18 protein-coding genes are annotated in these 21,419 nt (G+C 57.6%); 12 read left to right on the forward strand and 6 right to left on the reverse strand.

Annotated elements, in window-relative coordinates; genetic code table 11:
* Positions 1-2 precede the first annotated feature (2 nt).
* From uppS to rpsB, 5 genes are all read right to left on the reverse strand, one after another.
* Entirely contained in the window at positions 3-782 is a 780-nt protein-coding gene (gene uppS, locus GFN93_RS12990; protein WP_153501466.1) for a polyprenyl diphosphate synthase, read from the reverse strand.
* 71 nt (positions 783-853) lie between these two features.
* Positions 854-1,411 carry a ribosome recycling factor gene (gene frr, locus GFN93_RS12995; protein ID WP_328594636.1) on the reverse strand — a complete coding sequence of 186 codons (558 nt, stop codon included), beginning with the start codon at positions 1,409-1,411 and terminating at the stop codon, positions 854-856.
* Between the two features lie 31 nt (positions 1,412-1,442).
* Positions 1,443-2,180: a UMP kinase gene (gene pyrH / locus GFN93_RS13000; protein ID WP_194285800.1), complete on the reverse strand. Its 738-nt coding sequence runs from the start codon at positions 2,178-2,180 to the stop codon at positions 1,443-1,445.
* Positions 2,181-2,391: 211 nt separating this feature from the next.
* Positions 2,392-3,270 carry a translation elongation factor Ts gene (gene tsf / locus GFN93_RS13005; protein ID WP_153501468.1) on the reverse strand — a complete coding sequence of 293 codons (879 nt, stop codon included), beginning with the start codon at positions 3,268-3,270 and terminating at the stop codon, positions 2,392-2,394.
* 62 nt (positions 3,271-3,332) lie between these two features.
* The gene (rpsB, locus tag GFN93_RS13010) at positions 3,333-4,091 is read right to left on the reverse strand and encodes a 30S ribosomal protein S2 (RefSeq protein WP_153501469.1); all 759 of its coding nucleotides are present in this window, start codon (positions 4,089-4,091) and stop codon (positions 3,333-3,335) included.
* Positions 4,092-4,388: 297 nt separating this feature from the next.
* On the opposite strand from rpsB, the gene map reads away from it, so the two are divergent.
* From map to ccoM, 11 genes are all read left to right on the forward strand, one after another.
* A complete protein-coding gene (gene map / locus GFN93_RS13015; protein ID WP_153501470.1) occupies positions 4,389-5,165 on the forward strand; it encodes a type I methionyl aminopeptidase in 777 nt (258 codons plus the stop codon).
* Between the two features lie 80 nt (positions 5,166-5,245).
* Positions 5,246-7,918: a [protein-PII] uridylyltransferase gene (locus GFN93_RS13020; RefSeq protein WP_153501471.1), complete on the forward strand. Its 2,673-nt coding sequence runs from the start codon at positions 5,246-5,248 to the stop codon at positions 7,916-7,918.
* Positions 7,919-7,921: 3 nt separating this feature from the next.
* Positions 7,922-9,103 (forward strand): succinyldiaminopimelate transaminase, encoded by a 1,182-nt coding sequence (gene dapC / locus GFN93_RS13025; protein ID WP_153501472.1) that lies wholly within the window; start codon positions 7,922-7,924, stop codon positions 9,101-9,103.
* A gap of 150 nt (positions 9,104-9,253) precedes the next feature.
* Complete coding sequence (locus GFN93_RS13030; RefSeq protein WP_153501473.1) at positions 9,254-9,601, forward strand: ArsC family reductase; 348 nt, start codon at positions 9,254-9,256, stop codon at positions 9,599-9,601.
* 35 nt (positions 9,602-9,636) lie between these two features.
* The gene (gene dapD / locus GFN93_RS13035) at positions 9,637-10,671 is read left to right on the forward strand and encodes a 2,3,4,5-tetrahydropyridine-2,6-dicarboxylate N-succinyltransferase (RefSeq protein WP_153501474.1); all 1,035 of its coding nucleotides are present in this window, start codon (positions 9,637-9,639) and stop codon (positions 10,669-10,671) included.
* Between the two features lie 197 nt (positions 10,672-10,868).
* The gene (gene dapE / locus GFN93_RS13040; protein ID WP_153501475.1) at positions 10,869-12,008 is read left to right on the forward strand and encodes a succinyl-diaminopimelate desuccinylase; all 1,140 of its coding nucleotides are present in this window, start codon (positions 10,869-10,871) and stop codon (positions 12,006-12,008) included.
* A 316-nt stretch (positions 12,009-12,324) separates the two neighbouring features.
* Positions 12,325-12,525, forward strand: coding sequence for a DUF1656 domain-containing protein (locus GFN93_RS13045; protein ID WP_153501476.1), 201 nt, complete (start codon positions 12,325-12,327; stop codon positions 12,523-12,525).
* Between the two features lie 15 nt (positions 12,526-12,540).
* Positions 12,541-13,374, forward strand: a complete 834-nt coding sequence (locus tag GFN93_RS13050) for an HlyD family efflux transporter periplasmic adaptor subunit (RefSeq protein WP_153501477.1) — start codon at positions 12,541-12,543, stop codon at positions 13,372-13,374.
* Entirely contained in the window at positions 13,364-15,460 is a 2,097-nt protein-coding gene (locus GFN93_RS13055; protein WP_153501478.1) for an FUSC family protein, read from the forward strand. The genes GFN93_RS13050 and GFN93_RS13055 overlap by 11 nt, the downstream gene beginning before the upstream one ends.
* Before the next feature lie 318 nt (positions 15,461-15,778).
* A complete protein-coding gene (locus tag GFN93_RS13060; RefSeq protein WP_153501479.1) occupies positions 15,779-17,374 on the forward strand; it encodes an aldehyde dehydrogenase family protein in 1,596 nt (531 codons plus the stop codon).
* Between the two features lie 226 nt (positions 17,375-17,600).
* On the forward strand, positions 17,601-17,729 hold the full coding sequence (ccoM, locus tag GFN93_RS17630) for a cytochrome c oxidase subunit CcoM (protein WP_407921796.1): 129 nt from the start codon (positions 17,601-17,603) through the stop codon (positions 17,727-17,729).
* 111 nt (positions 17,730-17,840) lie between these two features.
* On the opposite strand, the gene GFN93_RS13065 is transcribed toward ccoM, so the two are convergent.
* Positions 17,841-18,710, reverse strand: a complete 870-nt coding sequence (locus GFN93_RS13065) for a Dyp-type peroxidase (RefSeq protein WP_328594639.1) — start codon at positions 18,708-18,710, stop codon at positions 17,841-17,843.
* A gap of 212 nt (positions 18,711-18,922) precedes the next feature.
* Here GFN93_RS13065 and plsB point away from each other — a divergent pair, with 212 nt between their 5' ends.
* Entirely contained in the window at positions 18,923-21,394 is a 2,472-nt protein-coding gene (plsB, locus tag GFN93_RS13070; protein WP_153501481.1) for a glycerol-3-phosphate 1-O-acyltransferase PlsB, read from the forward strand.
* Positions 21,395-21,419 lie beyond the last annotated feature (25 nt).

Below are 21,419 nucleotides of genomic sequence, written 5' to 3' on the forward strand. Positions count from 1 at the left end.
TGTTATTCTCCTTTCAGGCTGGCCACTTCCTCTCCGGAACGGCCAAATCGGCGCTGACGGCCGGCATAATCCTGCAGCGCGTCATCAAAAGCTTCGGCACCAAAGTCGGGCCACAACAACGGGGAAAAACAGAATTCACTGTAGGCCAGCTGCCAAAGCAGAAAGTTACTGATCCTCTGGTCACCACCAGTACGAATCAACAGATCGGGCAAGGGAAGATCTGCCATGGCGATATGCGGAGCTAGCGACTCGGCGCTCACCTGGTCCGGCCGCAATTCACCGGCAGCCACCTGTTCCGCAAGCCGTCGGGCCGCATTGGCAATATCCCACTGACCACCATAGTTGACGGCAATCACCACCGTCATCCGGCTGTTGTTGGCCGTCAGCGCTTCCGCTTCTGTCATGCCAGCCTGGAGCTCATCGGAAAAAGCAGAGCGATCACCAATAAAACGGATGCTGACACCCTTGCTGTGCAGCTCCTCTACCCTGCCCCCTAATGCCTTGAGAAACAGCGCCATCAGGTGGGCCACTTCTTCCGGCGGGCGACGCCAGTTTTCGGAACTGAACGCAAACAGGGTCAGCACTTCGACGCCACGGGTTGCGGCTTGGCGAATGATGGTCTGCACCGCCTGTTCGCCAGCCCGATGCCCCTCTTCGCCAGGCAAGCCACGCTTGCGCGCCCAGCGATTGTTACCATCCATAATGATGGCCACATGACGGGGGAGCTCCCCCTGATGAGAGTCGATATCCGGCGCGCTGGAGCGAGGCTGGTCACTGGACATAAAACTTCCGCCAATAACAAAAGCGGGCTGGTTCACAGCCCGCCAAATCGAATTTGAAACTGAAAACCGGATCAGACGGTCATCAGCTCCTCTTCCTTTTCTTTAAGAACCTTGTCCACTTCAGCCACCATCTTGTCGGTGAGCTGCTGGATCAGTTCTTCGCCACGACGGGATTCGTCCTCGGAGATTTCCTTTTCCTTGAGGAGCTCTTTCAGGTCGCCGTTGGCATCACGGCGGATGCTGCGGATGGAAACCCGCGCCTGCTCGGCCTCGCCACGCACTACCTTCACCAGATCACGACGGGTTTCTTCCGTCAGCGGCGGCAAAGGAAGACGAATCAAGGTGCCTGACGTGGACGGATTGAGGCCAAGGTCCGACGTCATGATAGCTCTTTCGATCTGCGGGATCAGGGACTTGTCGAACGGGGAGATGGTCAGCGTGCGACCTTCTTCTACAGAAATGTTACCCAGCTGCTTGAGAGGGGTTTCTGAGCCGTAGTAATCCACAGTCACATTATCAAGCAGACTGGGGTGGGCCCGGCCAGTACGGACGCGCTTCATGGCTGTATCCAGCGCGGCCAGGCTCTTTTTCATGCGGGATTCCGCATCGTCACGAATTTCGTCAATCACCGGTATTTCCTCACCATCACTTCAGGTGCGCTTATTGCGCAGCCTCTACAAGGGTGCCTTCTTTGCCGCCCAACATCAGGTTGAGCAGCGCACCCTTCTTGTTCATGTCAAATACACGCAGGGGCATATTGTGGTCACGAACCAGACAGATTGCTGTCAGATCCATTACGCCCAGTTTTTTATCCAGCACTTCGTCATAGGTCAAGGTGTCGTACTTGACCGCATCCGGATTCTTTTCCGGATCGTCATTGTACACGCCGTCGACCTTGGTCGCCTTCAACACCACGTCGGCACTGATCTCAATACCACGCAGGCAGGCTGCGGAGTCGGTAGTAAAGAACGGGTTACCGGTACCCGCACAGAAGATCACAACCTCACCGTTCTTGAGATGACGATTGGCATTACGATGGTCGTAATGCTCGACCACGCCACTCATGGGAATCGCAGACATCAAACGGGTACGAATATTGGAACGCTCCAGCGCATCACGCAGGGCAAGGCCATTCATGACCGTCGCCAGCATTCCCATGTGGTCACCGGCAACACGGTCCAGGCCCGCACTTTGCAAGGCCGCGCCACGGAACAGGTTACCGCCGCCAACCACCAAACCAACCTGCACACCAATACCGACCAGCTGACCAATTTCCAGGGAAATTGCGTCCAGCACTTTGGGGTCAATACCAAATCCTTCGTCACCCGCCAACGCTTCACCGCTCAACTTCAGCAAAATACGGTTATAGCGCGGCGAGCGCTCCTTGTTCGTCGGCATGTCCAAGTCTCCGCCACTCATGAATACCCGCCATTATTCAATTGGTTGCCGTTTCCGGCCCGCACATCCAGCCGGGGCATGTTCACAGTACCGCCAAGCACGATGGTTGCAAGCACTTTCCTCGTTTCGCCTTCCAGCACCCAGCCGGCAGGCGAAAAAAACGCCCTGCTGGCAGGCCAGCAAGGCGTCATTTTCTCATCGACAGGCAGCCTTAGCCTTTAGCCGCAGCTTGAACCTCAGCAGCGAAGTCGACTTCTTCTTTCTCAATACCTTCACCAACGACCAGACGCTCGAAAGCAACGATCTCGGCGCCGGCAGCCTTAACCAGGGCACCGACAGTGGTATTGGGATCCTTCACGAAGGGCTGATCCAGCAGGCTCACTTCCTTCAGGAACTTGTTGATACGACCGCCGAGCATTTTCTCAACGATCTCAGCCGGCTTGCCTTCCATATCAGGCTGGGCACGGATGATTTCTTTCTCTTTTTCCAGCACATCAACCGGAACCTGGTCACCGCTAACCACCATCGGGTTAACAGCAGCCACGTGCATGGCCACGTCTTTGCCCAGCTCGGCATCGCCACCCTTGAGGGCAACCAGTACACCGATCTTGGCGCCGTGAACGTAGGCACCGATGGCGCCTTCTGCGTCCAGCTTGGCAGCACGACGGATCTGGATGTTCTCACCGATCTTCTGAATCAGCGCCTGACGGGCTTCTTCAACGGTAGAACCGTCTTCCAGCTTCAGCTCTGCAATTTTGGCAGCATCGGTTTCACCGGCAGCCAGGGCAGCAGCAGCAACCTTGTTGGCAAAGCCCAGGAAGTTGTCGTCACGGGCAACGAAGTCGGTCTCGGAGTTGATTTCAACCATGACGGCAACAGTGTTGTCGGCATTGGTTGCAATCACTGCGGCGCCTTCAGCAGCGGTACGGCCGGCTTTCTTGGCCGCTTTGGCCTGACCGGATTTACGCATGTCATCGATGGCACGCTCGATATCACCTTCAGCTTCTACCAGCGCCTTCTTGCATTCCATCATGCCAAGACCGGTACGCTCGCGAAGCTCTTTAACCATTGCAGCAGTTACAGCAGCCATGATTATCCTCTCAAAACGGTTGGTTTCGGTAAGACGGGCAGGCTCTCACCTGCCCGAAACGATCAGCCTTCGGCGCTTTCGCCTTCAGCTTCGCCTTCTACCTCGACGAATTCACTTTCACCACCGGTCTGGTTCTGGGCGTACTGCTTGCCTTCCAGGATGGTGTCGGCTGCCGCTTTCACGTACAGCTGGATAGCGCGGATCGCGTCATCGTTACCCGGGATAACGTAATCAACGCCATCAGGGTTAGAGTTGGTATCCACTACCGCTACCACCGGAATACCCAGCTTGCGGGCTTCCTGCAGAGCGATATCTTCGTGGTCAACGTCGATCACGAACAAGGCATCAGGCAGGCCGCCCATGTCCTTGATACCGCCGATGGAGCGCTCAAGCTTCTCCATCTCACGCTTGCGCATCAGCGCTTCTTTCTTGGTCAGCTTGTCGAAAGTACCGTCCAGTGACTGGGCTTCCAGATCACGGAAACGCTTGATGGACTGACGGATAGTCTTCCAGTTGGTGAGCATACCGCCCAACCAACGGTGATCAACGTAGGGCATGCCCGCACGCATGGCTTCATCACGAACAGCCTTCTGAGCGGCGCGCTTGGTGCCTACGAACAGAATCTTGTTGTTGCTGGCAGCCAGCTTGTTCAGGAACGCCATCGCGTCGTTGAACAGAGGCAGGGTCTTTTCCAGATTGATGATGTGAATCTTGTTACGGGCGCCAAAGATGTAAGTATTCATCTTCGGGTTCCAGTAACGGGTCTGGTGGCCGAAGTGCACACCGGCCTTCAGCATATCGCGCATAGTTACGCTGGACATTGGTTTTTCTCCACTTTGGGTTAGGCCTCCACGCCCCCGCATAAGCCCAACCCGTACCACCTTAATATAAGGAGTAAAGGCACCCAGGGTTATGTGACGGGGCATGTGTGATTTCCTTCCCCTGCTTCGACGGTTACAATGCAGCACCATTGCCACAGAGCAGACCGAGAGCGGGAAAGCGCGCGCTTTATACCACAGCACCCCGTCACAGGCAACGAAAAGCTGCCTTTTTTACTGTTCTGAATTGGCTCAATAAATAGCCAACTCACTGAAATCGCAGGAGTTTCCTCGAATCCCATGAATGCCGTCATCAAAACCCCCGAGCAGATCGCCAAAATGCGTGAGGCTGGCAAGCTTGCCGCCGAAGTCCTTGAAATGATCGGCGAACATGTCAAACCCGGGGTCACTACCGAGGAGCTCGACCGCATCTGTCACGACCATATCGTCAACCGGCAGCATGCCATTCCGGCCTGTCTGGGCTACCGGGGTTTCCCCAAGTCCATTTGTACCTCGGTAAACCACGTTGTCTGTCATGGCATTCCGTCTGACAACAAGGCACTGAAAAAAGGCGACATCGTCAATATCGACGTCACCGTGATCAAGGATGGATGGCACGGAGACACCTCCAAGATGTTCTTCGTGGGCGAGCCCTCGGTTCTGGCCAAGCGCCTCGTGGAAACCACCCGTGAGTGCATGATGGCCGGTATCAAGATGGTCAAGCCAGGCGTGCGCCTGGGTGATATTGGCCACCGCATCCAGAAATTGGCGGAGGGCGAGCGTTTTTCAGTGGTTCGTGAATACTGTGGCCACGGCATCGGCGAAGGCTTCCATGAAGAGCCTCAGGTTCTGCATTACGGCAAACCGGGCACGGGCCTTGAGCTGAAAGAAGGCATGGTGTTCACCATTGAGCCAATGATCAATGCCGGCAAGGCAGCCAACAAGCTGCTGCCCGATGGCTGGACGGTAGTCACCAAGGATCGCAAGCTGTCCGCCCAGTGGGAGCACACTATTGCCGTTACCGCAGATGGCTATGAAGTGCTTACCGCGCGCAGCGAAGAAACCGACCTGTACTGATACATTCTGCCGATGACTGGCGCGCGTCCTGCATGATGAACGGGCCCGCTGGTCATCAGCCTCACCATCACAGGATCCTAATGCAGCTCACCCCCGCGCTTACCCAGCAAGCCCTCCTCGATGCAATGCAGGAGAGCCCCCAGCCTGGACAGTACGCCCGCCAGTACCTCGAACAGGGACAAGAACGCCTGAACCAGGTATTTGAAACGGCTGACATCACCGACCTTGTCAATGCCCGAGCACAGCTGGTAGACCAAGTGATGGTCGCGGCCTGGTCCTTGTTTGGCCTTGCCGACCAGGCAGACTGTGCCTTGGTCGCTGTTGGGGGCTACGGTCGTGGCGAGCTGCACCCCTGCTCCGATGTGGATCTGCTGGTGTTGCTGTCTAACGATCCGCAACAGGCGGTCTACGATAGGCTGGAGCGCTTTGTGACCTTTCTCTGGGATATCGGGCTGGAGATTGGGCATGCGGTACGCACACTGGATGAGTGCGTCAACCTCGCCAGTGAAGACATCACCGTTGCCACCAACATCATGGAAGCACGGACCCTGGCCGGTGACGATGCCCTGCGTATTCGCCTGGAAGAGAGAACCGGCCCGGAGCACATGTGGAATTCCGCCCAGTTCTTCGCCGCCAAATGGGAAGAACAGGTCGGCCGCCACAAACGCTTCAATGATACTGAATACAATCTTGAACCCGATCTCAAAAATGCTCCCGGCGGGCTTCGTGACGTTCAGATGATTGCCTGGGTTGCCAAGCGTCATTTCAATGCCGACAGCCTGGAAGCGCTGGTCGATGCAGGATTCCTGACCAAGGAAGAGTACTCGGTGCTCCGCAAGTGTCTGGACTACCTGTGGGAAGTGCGCTGGCAGTTGCATACGCTCACCGGCCGGAATGAAAACCGCCTGCTGTTTGATCACCAGCGCCAACTGGCTGCCCGCCTGGGTCACGAGGACTCCAGCGCCAACCTGGCGGTGGAAGTGTTCATGAAGGGCTTCTACCGGGTGGCGCTGGCGCTGTCCGTACTGAACGAGATGTTGCTGCAGCTATTTGACGAAGCCATTTTGCGCAGCGATGAGCCTGAACAGGTCCGTCCCTTGAACAGGCGCTTCCAGGCACGCAATGAATACCTGGAAATCACTCACCCCGATGTGTTCAGCCAGCACCCCTCTGCCCTGCTGGAAACCTTTGTGCTGATGGCCCAGAACCCTGACCTCAAGGGGATTCGCGCCACCACCATCCGGGCACTGATTTACAACCGTCGACAAATTGATGATGCCTTCCGGGCCAACCCGGAAAACACCGCCCTGTTCATGCAGTTGCTGCGCAGCCCCAATGCCCTTTTTACCCAGCTGCGACGCATGAAGCGGTATAGCATTCTTGGCCGTTACCTGCCGGAATTCGGTGCCATCATCGGTATGATGCAGTACGACCTGTTCCACATTTACACCGTGGATGCGCACACCCTGCTGGTCATCAAGCATATGCGCAGGCTGCGCTATGAGGACATGCGCGATGAATACCCTCTGGCCACTGAAGTTTTTTACCGACTACCAAAGCCAGAGCTGCTCTACACCGCCGGTCTGTACCACGATATCGCCAAAGGCCGTGGCGGTGACCACTCTGCTCTCGGTGAAGTGGATGCGCTGGATTTCTGTCAGCGACATGGCCTCAGTGCCTGGGATGGCAAGCTGGTGGCCTGGCTGGTGAAAAACCATCTGGTGATGAGTGTGACAGCCCAGCGCAAGGATATTTCTGACCCGGACGTGGTCTACGAGTTTGCCCGCAAGGTAGGCGACCTGGTGCACCTGGATTATCTCTATGTGCTTACCGTGGCCGATATCAATGCCACCAACCCAACCCTGTGGAACTCCTGGCGAGCCTCCCTGCTGCGCCAGCTGTATACCGAAACCAAGCGCGCCCTGCGTCGCGGCCTTAACAATCCGATGGACAAGCAGGACTGGATCGACGAAACCCGTGAAACGGCCCTCAAGCTGCTGACGGGTCAGGATCACAATGCAGCTGAAGTCGAGGCGCTGTGGGCCAACATTGGCGATGAATATTTTCTGCGCGAGACTCCCCGGGATATCGCCTGGCACACCGAAGCCATGCTCGATCGGGAAAATCCCAACGATCCGCTGGTACTGATTGGCGAGACCAGCCAAACCTCCATTGCCGGTGGGTCGCAGATCTTTATTTATACTCCCGACACCCGCAACCTGTTCAGCGCCACCGTGAATGCGCTGGACACCCTGGGCCTCACCATCATGGACGCGCGCATTATCACCAGCGTGGATGGCTTCAGTCTCGATACCTATATCGTGCTGGACGAACAAGGCACTCCTATCGGTGATGACTGGGCGCGCATTGAGCAAATTCGCAAGACCCTGACCGAAACCCTGAAACACCCGGAACGCTTTGCCAGCACCGTGAGCCGCCGCATGCCGCGTCGCAACAAGCATTTCGATGTGCCAACCCAGGTAGTGATCAGCAATGACATCGTCAACGATCGCACCGCCGTTGATATACAGACCCTGGACCGTCCCGGGCTGTTGGCCCACATCGGTCGTATCTTCATGCGCTTTGAGCTGCTGGTGCAGAATGCACGCATTGCCACCCTTGGCGAACGCGCCGAGGACGTCTTCTTCATTACCGATCTCGAGGGAGAGCCGGTTTCCGATCCAGCCCTGTGCCAGGAACTCCAGGAAACCCTCACCCGCGAGCTCGACGACAAGAACAACGGAAATCAGTAACCCATGAACCCAGATCTGGAACGGCTGCATCCCTACCCGTTTGAGAAACTCAAAACCCTGTTCAGCGGCCTTCCCGCCTCTGACAAGCCTCCCATTGCCCTGTCCATTGGTGAGCCCAAACATCCTTCACCGGATTTTGTGCAACAGGTCATCAAGGACAACACCGCCCGGCTGTCCAACTACCCAACCACCGCCGGCATCCCGGAATTGAGCGAAGCCATCGCGCAGTGGCTCAAGCGTCGCTTCCACCTCTCCGGTGTGGATGCCGCTAGCCAGGTGCTACCGGTGAATGGTACCCGTGAGGCCCTGTTCGCCTTCACCCAGGCAGTGATTGATCGCCAGCGCCAGCCGCTGGTGTTGATGCCAAACCCGTTCTACCAGATTTATGAAGGCGCCACCTTGCTCGCCGGTGGCGAGCCCATGTATTTGCCCTGTACCGACGGCACCGGGCTGCAGCCTGATTTTGATGCTGTCAGTGAAGACACCTGGATTCGCACCCAGCTATTGTTCATCTGCACCCCAGGCAACCCCACCGGTGCAACACTCAGCAAGGCCCAGCTCAAGGCGCTGATTCAGCTGGCCGACAAGTACGATTTCATCATTGCCTCGGACGAGTGCTACTCGGAAATTTACAGGGACAAGCCCCCGGCCGGGCTCCTGGAAGCCTGCGCGGAAATGGGCCGCCACGACTATCGTCGTTGTGTGGTCTTTCATTCACTCTCCAAGCGCTCTAACTTGCCCGGGCTTCGCTCCGGCTTTGTCGCGGGGGACAGCGAGGTGCTCAAACGCTTCCTGCGCTATCGCACCTACCACGGCTGTGCCATGCCCATCCATCATCAGCTGGCCAGTATCGCGGCCTGGAATGATGAAACTCACGTGGAAGCCAATCGAGCGCTCTACCGTGAAAAATTTGATGCCGTGCTGGACATTCTCGGCGGCCCCCTTAAGGTATCCGCCCCGGCAGCAGGCTTCTATCTGTGGCCCAAGACGCCCGTCAGCGACGAAGAGTTCGCCAAGCGTCTTCAGGCCGAGCAGAACGTGACCGTCCTTCCCGGCCGCTATCTGTCGCGAACCGTCGACGGCAAGAACCCCGGACAAAACCGGATAAGGATGGCGCTGGTGGCTCCGCTGGACGAATGTATCGAAGGTGCCAAGCGCATCAAGGCGTTGCTGGATACGCTCTGACATAGCACCGGACGGGGTTGCAACACGAATACAAGAGTTGCGAGGTACGAGAAGCGAGTTTCGAAATTCAAAAGCTAAACCGGCGATTGTTCCAGGTTTTCGCAACTCGAAACTCGTTACTCGCAACTGCGGGTTTGGAAAGGAAAGAACATGGAACTGACAATCTTTGGTATCAAAAACTGCGATACCATGAAGAAAGCCATGAAATGGCTTGATGACAACGGCGTTGCCTATCACTTCCATGACTACAAGAAGGAAGGCGTGCCAGAGGCGCCCCTCCAGCAGTGGCTGGACGCGCTGGGCTGGGAGACCGTCATCAACAAGCGTGGCACCACCTGGCGCAAGCTGGATGACACGACCAGGGAGACCATGGACGCCAGCAAGGCTGTTGCCGTGGCACTGGAGAATCCGTCCCTGATCAAACGGCCGATTCTGCAGAACGACAAGATTCTCACCGCCGGCTTCAAGGCCGACGAGTGGCAAGCACTTTTGAAATAAGCGCCCTGCGCAACCGATTTCACAGAGAGGACCTCATGAGCAACTATTTCGCCATCGCACTGGGCTGCGGCACCAAGAACCGCAACGACAACTGGCTGGAAGTCTACTACCCCGATCCGGCTATCAACCCGGACAACAAGCTGATCGAAGCGATCCGTGAAGAGCTGGACTACCAGGGTGGCAACGCCGCCATCGAACTGACCCGGGGTCAGGTCCAGCATATTGCCCGCGAATGGCGTGAAGCCGGTTTCGAACACGAAGCCAGCTATGCAGTGGCCTTCCAGGAGTCCGAAAGCCCGGTGGTACTGACCGTGCTGGAAACCGATGCCGAGCCCGCCTCCACCCCCGAGGCTTACCTGAAGCTGCACCTGATTTCCCACCGTCTGGTGAAGCCTCACGGCGTCAACCTGTCCGGCATTTTCCCGCTGCTTCCCAACGTGGCCTGGACCAACGAAGGTGCCGTGGATCTGGAAGAGCTGCAGGAGCGCCAGCTGATGGCGCGTCTGAATGGCAAGGTCCTGTCCGTGAACAGCGTGGACAAATTCCCGAAGATGACCGACTACGTGGTACCGACCGGTGTGCGTATTGCCGACACCTCCCGCGTGCGTCTGGGCGCCTATGTGGGTGAAGGCACCACCATCATGCACGAGGGCTTCATCAACTTTAACGCTGGCACCGAAGGCCCGGGCATGATCGAAGGCCGCATCTCTGCCGGTGTATTCGTTGGCAAGGGCTCCGATATCGGTGGCGGCGCCTCCACCATGGGAACCCTGTCCGGCGGCGGTAACATGATCATCTCCCTGGGTGAGGGTTGTCTACTTGGTGCGAACGCCGGCACCGGCATCCCACTGGGCGATCGCTGCACCATTGAAGCGGGCCTGTACATCACTGCAGGTTCCAAGGTCCAGCTGATGGACGACAAGGGCGAAATCGTGGAAACCGTCAAGGCTCGCGATCTGGCTGGTCAGTCCGACCTGCTGTTCCGTCGCAACACCACCAACGGCGCCGTGCAGTGTCTCACCAACAAGAGTGCCATCGCTCTCAACGAAGAACTGCATAAGCACAATTAACGCAACACGCGGCACGCTTCACACAACACACCGGCGTGTCCGCTATTGATACCAAGAAGCATCGAACAGGCGCTGAGTGGCGAGTTTCGAGTCACGAGTTTCGAAGATCAAAACCGGTTTTGACTTTCGCAACTCGAAACCCGTTACTCGCTTCTCGCCCCGGTCCGAAAGACGTCAGCTCCGATACTGGAAACCCTATGTCTCGCACCCTCGAATACACCAAGGAACTCATCCGTCGCGCGTCTGTGACACCGCAAGACGAAGGCTGTCAGGAATGGATGATCGAGAAACTGGAAGCCCTGGGCTTCGAGTGTGAAACCCTGTGGTTTGAGGAAGTTCGTAATCTGTGGGCGCGACGGGGCAGCAAAGCTCCGGTGTTCGCCTTTGCCGGTCACACCGATGTGGTTCCCACCGGGGATGTTTCTGCGTGGAAATACGACCCGTTTATCCCCACCGAAGAAGGCGATCTGCTCTACGGCCGTGGCACTGCCGACATGAAAGGCTCCATTGCGGCCATGATGGTGGCGATTGAAGATTTCGTATCGGCCAACCCGAATCACCCCGGCAGCCTGGCGCTTCTGATTACTGCCGACGAGGAAGGTCCTTCGATCAATGGTACCGTGAAGGTGGTGGAAACCCTGCAGGCGCGAAACGAACACATCGATTACTGTCTGGTGGGAGAGCCTTCTTCCACCACTACCGTGGGTGATGTGATCAAGAATGGTCGGCGGGGCTCCCTCGGGGCGAGGCTGATCGTCAAGGGCATTCAGGGCCACGTGGCTTACCCGCACCTGGCACGCAACCCGGTGCATGATGCCGCGCCCGCTCTGGCCGAACTGGCCGCCAGCGAATGGGATAACGGCAACGAATTCTTCCCCGCCACCAGCTTCCAAATTTCCAACATCAACGCTGGCACCGGAGCCACCAATGTGATTCCCGGTACCTGCGAAGTGATCTTCAACTTTCGCTTCTCTACCGAGCTGACCGACGCCATTCTGCGCCAACGCACCGAAGCCATTCTCGACAAGCACGGCCTGGACTATGAACTGACCTGGACGCTCTCCGGCCAGCCGTTCCTGACGGACCGGGGTGCGCTGGTCAATGCTGCTGTGGATGCCATTCGCGATATCACTGGCCGCGACACCGAGCTGTCTACTGCCGGCGGCACCAGCGACGGCCGCTTCATCGCGCCAACGGGTAGCCAGGTAGTAGAACTGGGGCCTATCAACGCCACCATCCACAAGGTCGATGAGCACACCAGCATCAGCGAACTGGAAACCCTCACGAAGATTTACCAGCGCCTGCTGGAAAACCTGATGGGATCAAGTGACGCCTGACGCAAAAAGGCCCGCCCGTAACCGGGCGGGCCTTTTTGCGTCACTACAACCTGCTGTAGGAGCGAGCCTGCTCGCGATCCGAGCCTAAGCGAGGTATGGATTCCAGAAACGCGTATCGAACCCAAAGCCACCCCTCTCCATACTTCTGGTTTTGCCTTTCAAAACTCGCTTCTCGCAACTCGAAACTCATTACCTCGCCAAGACTCGGATCGCTTGCAGGCAAGCTCCTACCGATTCTTCGCCCAGGCCCGGATCACCTACAGCCACCCGCCAATATCCGCTACCATGTCCGAAAGTGTTATCACCGGGGACAACAATGTGGCTGCATGAAATTCCGGTTGGCGGCCTGCTGGTCAGCCCCATGGTGCTATTTGTACTGGTAGCACTGGCCTGTACCGCCGCCAGTTGGCTGGCACTGCGTCAGCTTGGTTGGCACCGGGTCATCTGGAAAGGCCCCTGGTTTTATCTCTCACTCTTTGTCTGCTACCTGGCCCTGGCGCTGGGCCTGCTAAGCTGAGGAACGACGCACACCATGTCTCCCCCCCTTCGCATCCTTGTAACCTTGGCTGTCGTGCTGCTGGCGGTGATTGCTGGCAACTGGATCTGGAACTATTACCTCTACGCCCCCTGGACCCGGGACGGGAAAATTCGCGCCGAAATCATTACCTTATCGCCTGATGTCTCGGGATGGGTCGCAGAGTTACCGATCGTTGATAACCAGGGTGTCAAACGTGACAGCCTGCTGCTGCGCATTGACCCTCAGCGTTATCAGGCCGCTGTAGCACAGGCACGGGCCGAGCAGGACCTGGCGCAAATCCGCCTGGCCATGGCTGAACTGCAACGCGAAAAAAGTACCGGAGAGGCTCAACAAGAAGCGGCACTGACGGTCAAACTGGCCAATGCGGACCTGGAGATGGCGCGTGCACGGCTCACCGCCGCAGAATTGGACCTGCAACGCACGGAACTCCGTGCTCCCGCCGATGGCACAGTGGTCAACCTCACGCTTCAGCCAGGCAACTTTGCCGAGCGCGGGGTGCCGGTGCTATCCATGGTCAAGGCTGACAGCTTCTACGTCACTGGCTACTTTGAAGAAACCAAACTGCCACTGGTGCACATCGGCCAGAAAGCCTCCGTGGTATTGATGAATGGAGCCCGCACTTTGCACGGCAGAGTCACCAGCGTGGGCCAGGCCATTGCCAACGCCAACACCCGCACTGATCAGCAACTTCTGCCGGAGGTACAGCAAACCTTCAACTGGGTAAGGCTGGCACAACGCATCCCGGTCCACATCGAGCTCGATGCGATACCGGACGATATTCTGCTCGCCGCCGGCATGACCGCCACCGTTCGCCTGCATGACGATTAACCCGAAGCTCGCCGTTGTCCTGACCCCGGACCGGCGTTCGCTGGTCTTCGCCTGCAAGGGCATTCTCAGTATGGCACTGGCCCTGTTTCTGGCCATGCAGCTACAACTTGAGCGCCCTTACTGGGCACTGATTTCCGCAGTGTTCCTGCAGATCCGCCCGGAAACCGGGCTGGTCATCGAAAAAGGTCTCTGCCAGATTGGCGGAACCCTGGTAGGGGGCGTGACCGGTTTGCTGATCCTCGCCTGGCTGCTGCCCTATCCCATTCTGGCCATCACCGCGCTTACCCTGTGGATCGGTTTCAACGCAGGGGCGTCTGCCTGGGTACGCCAGGCCAACTTCATCTACGGGTTTGCCATGGCTGGTATCACCGCCAGCCTGATTGTGGTTATCCCCATTGCCAACCCAGTTGCCACTTCCAGTATCGGCATCTTCCACGTGGCCACAGCCCGGGTCAGCGAGATTATCCTGGGGGCTGTCTGCGCTACCCTGGTCAGCAACCTTTTCTGGCCCGCCAGAGTGGAGGGCCTGCTTCGCAGCCACGCCCGCAATGCATTGAACCAGACACTGGCCTATCTCGAGCTGGAACTGGATCCAACCGGAACCCACAACCGGCGCCACCAGCAAGTGGACAGTCTGTTGCAGGATATTTTTGCCCTCAGCGATGACAGTTCTGCCGTCACCTATGAAGGCAGTCAGGGCCCAGGCCGCGCCAGGGCCGCCACCCTGATCTGTCACAAGACCCTCTCCCTGGTAGCACGAATTCGTGTCATCGGGCGCCTGATGCGCTACCACGATGACCTGATGACCGACGAGATGCGCAACTTGCTGGGCGTGCTGCGTGCCTCATTCACTGCCATGCGGGAAACGGCGTCTGCCGAGCAAGCCATGATTGAGGCCCAGGCCCTGCGCCGTTACCTCAAGCAGGCCCGACAGCAACAGCCCGAGGAGGCGCCGCCCCTGCAGCGAAGACTGTTTCTGGTTGCCCGTAACCTGACCAGCGATTTAATCCTGGCACTGGAAGCCAACCGGGCACTCTACTCAGCGGAAGACATGCAGCTACGTGCGGCCACCCTGAAGCCCTACCGGGACTGGCAAGTTGCCGCAGCCGTGGGATTACGTAGTGCCCTTGTGTTCCTAATTGCCAGTATTCTGTGGATCGGCACAGCCAGCCCCATGGCCATCATGCTGATGATCATGCCGGTTATCTTTACGATCATGTTCGCGCGCCTGCCAGAGCCGGACAAGGTGCTCAAGCGAGCCACGCTGACTTCCGCACTGGCCGGTCCGGTAGCCTTGTTTCTCACCCTGCCCCTTATCTCCATGGCCAACCACAGTTTCCTGCTGCTGATTCTGGCCATGGCAGGCCCGATTTTCGTTGCCTTGCTCGCCATCAGCCGGAAAGAAACACTCCCTTTCGGGTTAGGTTTCTGTACCCCTTTCATTATTCTGGTCCAACCCGGCATCCAGATGGACTTCGATATTGCCCGGGTGGCCAGCAACGCGCTGGCCATCACCCTCGGGTTGTTCCTGGCATTCATGATGTTCCGGCTGATCACGCCGCCCAACGGCGCCGGGCTGCGCCGCAGGCTGATTCGGGATACCGCCATCGACCTGCATACCCTGCTCGGCCAGCCTGCCAACCTGCGTGAGGAGTGGCTCAATTCACGCATGGCGGATCGGCTGCGCTGGCTGACGGTCTGTGACAAGGCGCTACCACTGCACCGGCGCCACTACACCGATCTCGGGCTCACCGGCCTGAACCTGGGGCAGGTTTCACTTTGGATACACAGCCGCGTTCCTTCACAGCCCTCAGATACCCTGCGCAAGGCAGCCACTGACTGGCAGCACGCGCTTGCCTCCGCCTTCCAACTGTCGGCATTTGGTGGCACTGATCACCGCTTCAGACACGCCTCCGATGCCTTGCTGACGGCCATGGAAGCTACCCCATCCATTACCCACCGCCAGCGGCAACAGATTGCCGGCGCGTTTGAGCGAATTGATCTTACCTTCCAGCGGCTGGCTGAGAGACTGGCGCCTGACTGGCAGCCCGAGGATGGGCCCGCGGTAACGCAAACCATGGCCTGATCTATCCCTTGGCTGCTTGCCTACGTGTTGGCCGAGTGCTCATGTCCATCCAGTGAATACGCTTGCAATCCGGAGCCCGTCGCCCTCTATCAAGCACGCTGGCTGGCTTGCGCGGCAGAGAAGTTGTTCATGCGCCGGGACAAACCGACGGCCAACCCGCCAACCGGGTCTGCCCGTTTGCTGCAGCGGCAGGGAAAACGGCCCATACAGCCCTAGCCAGAGTGTCTACTCTATGGTTTTCTAGGGCATTCCGGGCCTCGGCCCGACCCAATTACCCCACCAGGCCACTGTTGGCCTGTCGTTATGGAGCCCACTCCCATGACCATTCAGGAACAAATCGAAACCGGTGTCGTGGTCGATACCAACCCTGCCACGGGTACTGCCGTGGCCGAACTGAGTGAAACCGACCTCACTCAACTACCCAACATCTTTGCCAAAGCTCGCCAGGCCCAGGCCATCTGGGCGGCCAAATCGTTCCGGGAGCGTGCCCGCCACATTCAATTGATGCGCGAATACATTGTCGACCGCGCGGATGACCTGGCCCGCACGGTCAGCGAAAGTAACGGCAAAACCCTCACCGACGCGCTGGCGACGGAAGTCCTGCCTTGTGCATTGGCCTGCAAATGGTATGCAAATAACGCCGAGAAATGCCTGAAGGAAAAGAAACGCCCTGGCGGCAGCATCCTGTTCTTTAACAAACGGACCAGCGTGATGCGCGTACCGCTGGGCGTTGTGGGTATCATCAGCCCATGGAACTACCCGCTTTCCATCCCGTTCGGCGAGATCGTCATGGGGTTGATGGCGGGTAACGCCATCATCCTGAAAGTGGCCGCAGCGACGCCGGCAGTGGGCCGCGCTATCGAGAAGATCATTGCCGCCGGCGAACTACCCGAAGGGCTGTTCCACCACGTGGTAGGTTCCGGCTCCAAGGTAGCCACCGGCATGTTCGACAATGGCGTCAACAAGCTGTTCTTTACCGGCAGTGTGCCCGCAGGAAAGACCCTTATGGCACAAGCCGCACAGACCCTGACCCCGGTTTCACTGGAGCTGGGCGGTAACGATCCCATGATCATTCTGGAAGATGCCGATCTGGAGCGGGCGACCAATGGAGCCGCCTGGGCAGGTTTCCAGAATGCGGGCCAGAGCTGTGGTGGAATCGAACGTATCTATGTGGTCGATGCGGTTTATGATGAATTTGTAGATTTGCTCGCCCGCAAAACCCGCCAGCTTCGCCACGGTGTCGGCTGCAAGGGGTTCGATGTGGATATCGGCAGCCTCACTACCGCAGGCCAGTTACGTACAGTGCAGCAGCACGTGGAAGACGCCCTGGCCAAGGGCGCCCGGATTGAGGCGCAGTCCCGCCCCGTGGGTAATGTGGAAAATGGCTTCTTCTTCCCCGCGACAGTGCTGACCCAGGTCACCGATGACATGCTCACCGTGTGCGACGAAACTTTTGGCCCCGTCGTTGCGGTACAGCGCGTTGCCAACGAAGAGGAAGCCATTCAGAAGGCCAACGATTCTCATCTGGCACTCACCTCTTCCGTTTGGACCCGTGACAACAAACGTGGCCGTGCTATCGGCGCCCGTTTGCAGTCCGGCGTGACCACCGTCAATGATCACCTGTACAGCCACGGTCTTTCTGAAACCCCGTGGGGGGGTGGTAAGGAGTCCGGTATTGGCCGTACCCATGGCCCTGAAGGGCTGGAAGAAATGACCCAGGCCAAAGCCATTAACTGGGACATCCTGCCTTCCAAGCGGAATATCTTCTGGTACCCGTTCGATGAAGCGACTTACAACGGCATAAAGAATGCACTGTACTTTGTGTTTCCGAAAAGTATCGGACAGATGCTGGGGGCTTCACTGAAGCTGACTCCGTTCCTGGTGAGGAAGATGTTCACTCGCTGGAAAACATAAAGACGCAGTTAACAGCGCGCGGGGAAGCCCCGTGCCACAGATACGCAAGAGGCCGCGCCCAGGCATTGGACGCGGCCTCTTGCGTTAAAAAATGATCGATATTCAGCTGTGACAGCCTGCCTGCAGGCGAAATGGTGCCTCATGGAGAACCTTGACCCAGATCATTACGGGCCACAGGTTGATACGTCTATGCTAAGGGTGTCCAGATTGAGGAGAGACAGCAATTATGTACACTGACCCTATGGTTCTTGCCAGCCTTGCCGTCATTGGAGGGATTTTCCTTTTCGCAGGTTGTTTCGCCCTGTTCATATGGCTGGACGCTGGCAACGACGAAGAAATCAGCGACCCAAAGTAGTTCTTTTTCTCTCATCTTTTAAACACAAGAGGCCGCATCCAATGCCTGAACGCGGCCTCTATGATTAATAGCACGCACAGACCAACCCCGCGCGCTATTCATTATTAACTATTAACTGATCTCGTCCAGCCAATCCTGCGTCGGCACATACCACCAGGAACTCATCACCGGGCGGGAGAACTCCAGCAGGCGATCCTTGACGGTGTCATCCGCGATTCCGTACATGCGACGCAGCAAGTAATCGTGACGATCCAGTTCGCAGGCAAATGCCACGAAGTACAGGCCATGTTCCGCGGTATCACCATACGGCACTGAACGACGCCACAGTTTCTGAGGCACCCCATCACGTTCCACATCGGTGCGACCCACATGCGCATCTGGCGGCATCTTGTCGGCCTCGAACTCCACGGCGTCTGCCTTGGTGCGGCCGATAACCCGCTCTTGCTCGTCCACAGGCAACGTGTTGAATGCCTTTAGATTATGCACCCACTTCTGAGTCAGTAGCCAACTGCCTCCGGCGCCAGGGTGAGCATCCGGAATAAAGGTGGCCAGCTCTGCCTTTTCCCCTGTGGGGTTACCAATGCCATCCACGAACCCCGTCAGGTCACGCATGTCATGGTAAACAAAGCCATTCAGTTCCAGCTGAACCGCCAGGTCGTCACCCACTGCCTCTCGCACTTGCAGGGCAGTGTCGAAGACATCACTGCGGCTCTTACCCTGAACCCAGATCCACAGGTCACCCTGGGTGGCAGGCACATGACCTTCCAGGGAAAATGGCGGAAAACTGAAGCGATTGTCCAGCCGCGACCACAGGTTCGGGCCAAAGGCGAGCATGACAGGCGTGCCTGCCTGCTTCAGCGCATTAACGCGCTGCACCAGATCACGCACGGCACTGTCTGAAAGTCCACTGGTCAGACAAAACTCAAAAAAGAGATGGTACTGGAAACTGCGGTCAAAAATACCCTCTTGCGGTGTCGACACCTGCAACTCCTTAGTTATCTGGTCCCTGTCCCGAGTGTATCAGCCCGAGCCATTCATGCCTCAGGATTATCCTGAAAAGCAATGCCGGCCTCAAAGCCGGATACCGGGTAGTGTCATTTCCTGCCGTTTTGAAACAAATTGAAATACCCGCTGGTGTTCCGGCAGCGGTCCATCCGATAAGATTGGCACACATTAGTTAACTGACAACCGATATGAACCCTTGGCTTGGACTGGATCGTCTGGCGTTCTTCCTGATCCGTATTTTTTTGCGGCTGTGCACACGTGCTAACGTGTTTCCCGCCGCCCCTGACGAGTTGCAGCTGGTGCCAAATACTCCAGTGGTATATGTGCTGCGTGATCGGTCAGCCTCTGATGCTGCAGCAGCGGACCAATCTGCACGCCAACTTGGACTGTCGTCAGCCCTTGGCGGGCTCACACTGGGCAAAACCCGCTTGCGTCACAGCTATTTCCAGCTGTACCGCCGTCAGTTCAGCAATCGCCGCCAGAGTGCGCCTATTTCTCCACCGCGCCTTGAAAAAATGGTTGCTGCGTTGCGAGAAAACCCGGAAGCCGATGTTCAGCTGGTGCCGGTTTCCGTTTTCTGGGGCCGCCGGCCTGAGAAGGAGAGTTCCTTCTGGCGTCTGCTGTTTTCGGATAACTGGTCTCCCGCCGGCTTCATCAAGAAATTTTTCATCATTATCACTCAGGGCCGTCAGCTGTATGTGAAGTTCAATCAGCCCATGTCCCTGCGCACCCTGGTGGATCAATGCCAGACTGACGAGCAGGCGGTGCGCAAGGCGTCCCGTATCTTGCGGGTGCATTTCCGTCGCCAGCGCGAAGCCGCCATTGGCCCGGATCTGTCTCACCGCCGCACCCTGGCAAATACCGTGGTGGAAGCCCCCTCCGTTCAGGAGACCATCCGTGCAGAAGCCAAGCGCCAGGAAACCACCCCCGAGAAGCTGGAAGCCAAGGCACGCAGCTATGTAATGGAAATTGCAGCGGATTACTCACACACGGTTATCCGCTTCCTTGAGCTGTTCCTGAACTGGGTATGGAACCGTTTGTACGGTGGGCTGCGTGTCTACAACATGGATAACCTGACCAAGGTCGCCGAAGATCACGAGGTGATCTATGTGCCTTGTCATCGCAGCCATATTGACTACCTGCTGTTGTCGTTCCTGGTATATCGCAATGGGCTGGTACCCCCGCATATTGCAGCCGGCATCAACCTGAATCTTCCGATAGTGGGTACCATTCTGAGACGTGGCGGCGCTTTCTTCATGCGCCGCAGCTTCCGGGACAATCCGCTCTACGCCAGCGTGTTCAGCGAGTACCTGCATACCATCACAGCTCGCGGCTTTTCGATTGAATACTTCGTCGAAGGTGGTCGCAGTCGCAGCGGGCGCATGCTCAAACCCCGCACCGGCATGGTCGCCATGACCCTGCGCAGCTTCCTGCGCGATTCACGCAAGCCGATTGCCTTTGTGCCCGTTTACATTGGCTATGAAAAAGTCATCGAGTCCGGATCGTACATTGGCGAGCTGCACGGCGAGAAGAAACAGAAGGAATCCGTGGGCGGCCTGATGAAATCCCTGGCAGTGCTGCGTAGCTATTTCGGCCAGGTGCATGTGAACTTCGGCGAACCCATCAAGCTGGTGGATTTTCTGGATGAGCACCACAAAAACTGGCGCCAGGAAGGCCCGGTCAACAATGACAGCCCACCGTGGTTCAAGCATGTGGTGGAAGAGCTCGGCCAGCAAGTGGTGGAGTCTATCAATGCGGCTGCGGTAGCCAACCCGGTTAACCTGCTTAGCCTGGCACTGCTTGCCTCGCCCAAACACACCATGGACATCGCCCAGCTGCGCGAACAGCTGGGGCTCTATATCGCCCTGCTCAAGCAAGCGCCGTACAGCCGCTGCGCGGCCATCGCCAATGATGATGCTCAAGCGCTTATTGATTACGGGCTGGAAAACGACTTTCTCGATCGCATCCAGCACAAGCTCGGTGATGTGGTCACCACTGACGAGCAAACAGCCCTGCAAATGGCCTACGTGCGCAATAACAGCGTGCACCTGTTCATTCTGCCCGGCCTGATCTGTTCGCTGGTGATGAACGCCCGTGCGGTTCCGCGGGAAGCGCTGCAAGGGATGGTGCAGCTGATCTACCCGTTCCTGCGTAATGAGTACTTCCTGCACTGGCAAGAAGGCGATGAACTGGCAAAGGCGGTGGATGACATGCTGGTCGTTCTCGAAGAGCGACAGCTGATCAGCCGTGAGGGGGACAAGATTATCGGTGCCGCCATCCACACCCATGAAGCGGATATGCTTGAGCATCTGGGTCAGACTGTCATGCCCTCTCTGGAGCGTTACTATCTGACCATCCGTCTGCTGGTGCAATACGGTTCCGGCATGCTGACCGCCGAGCAGCTGGGCGAGCTGGCCCACCAGACCGCTCAGCGCCTGTCACTGCTGTACGAGTTCAATTCCCCTGAATTTTTCGACAAGGTGGTGCTAAAGAACTTTATTAGCCAGCTCCATGGGACAGGCCTGGTTACCACCGACGGCGCGGGCGCGTTGGTATTTGATCGCAAGCTGGAGTCGCTGGACGATGAAGCCAATCGTGTTCTCAGTCCGGATATCAGCGATGCAATCCAGCGAGTCACCCGGGTGGCAAGCCAGATCTGAACCCGACAGCCCTCCTCCACGGAGG

This window comes from Alcanivorax sediminis (assembly GCF_009601165.1).
Lineage (GTDB): Bacteria > Pseudomonadota > Gammaproteobacteria > Pseudomonadales > Alcanivoracaceae > Alcanivorax > Alcanivorax sediminis.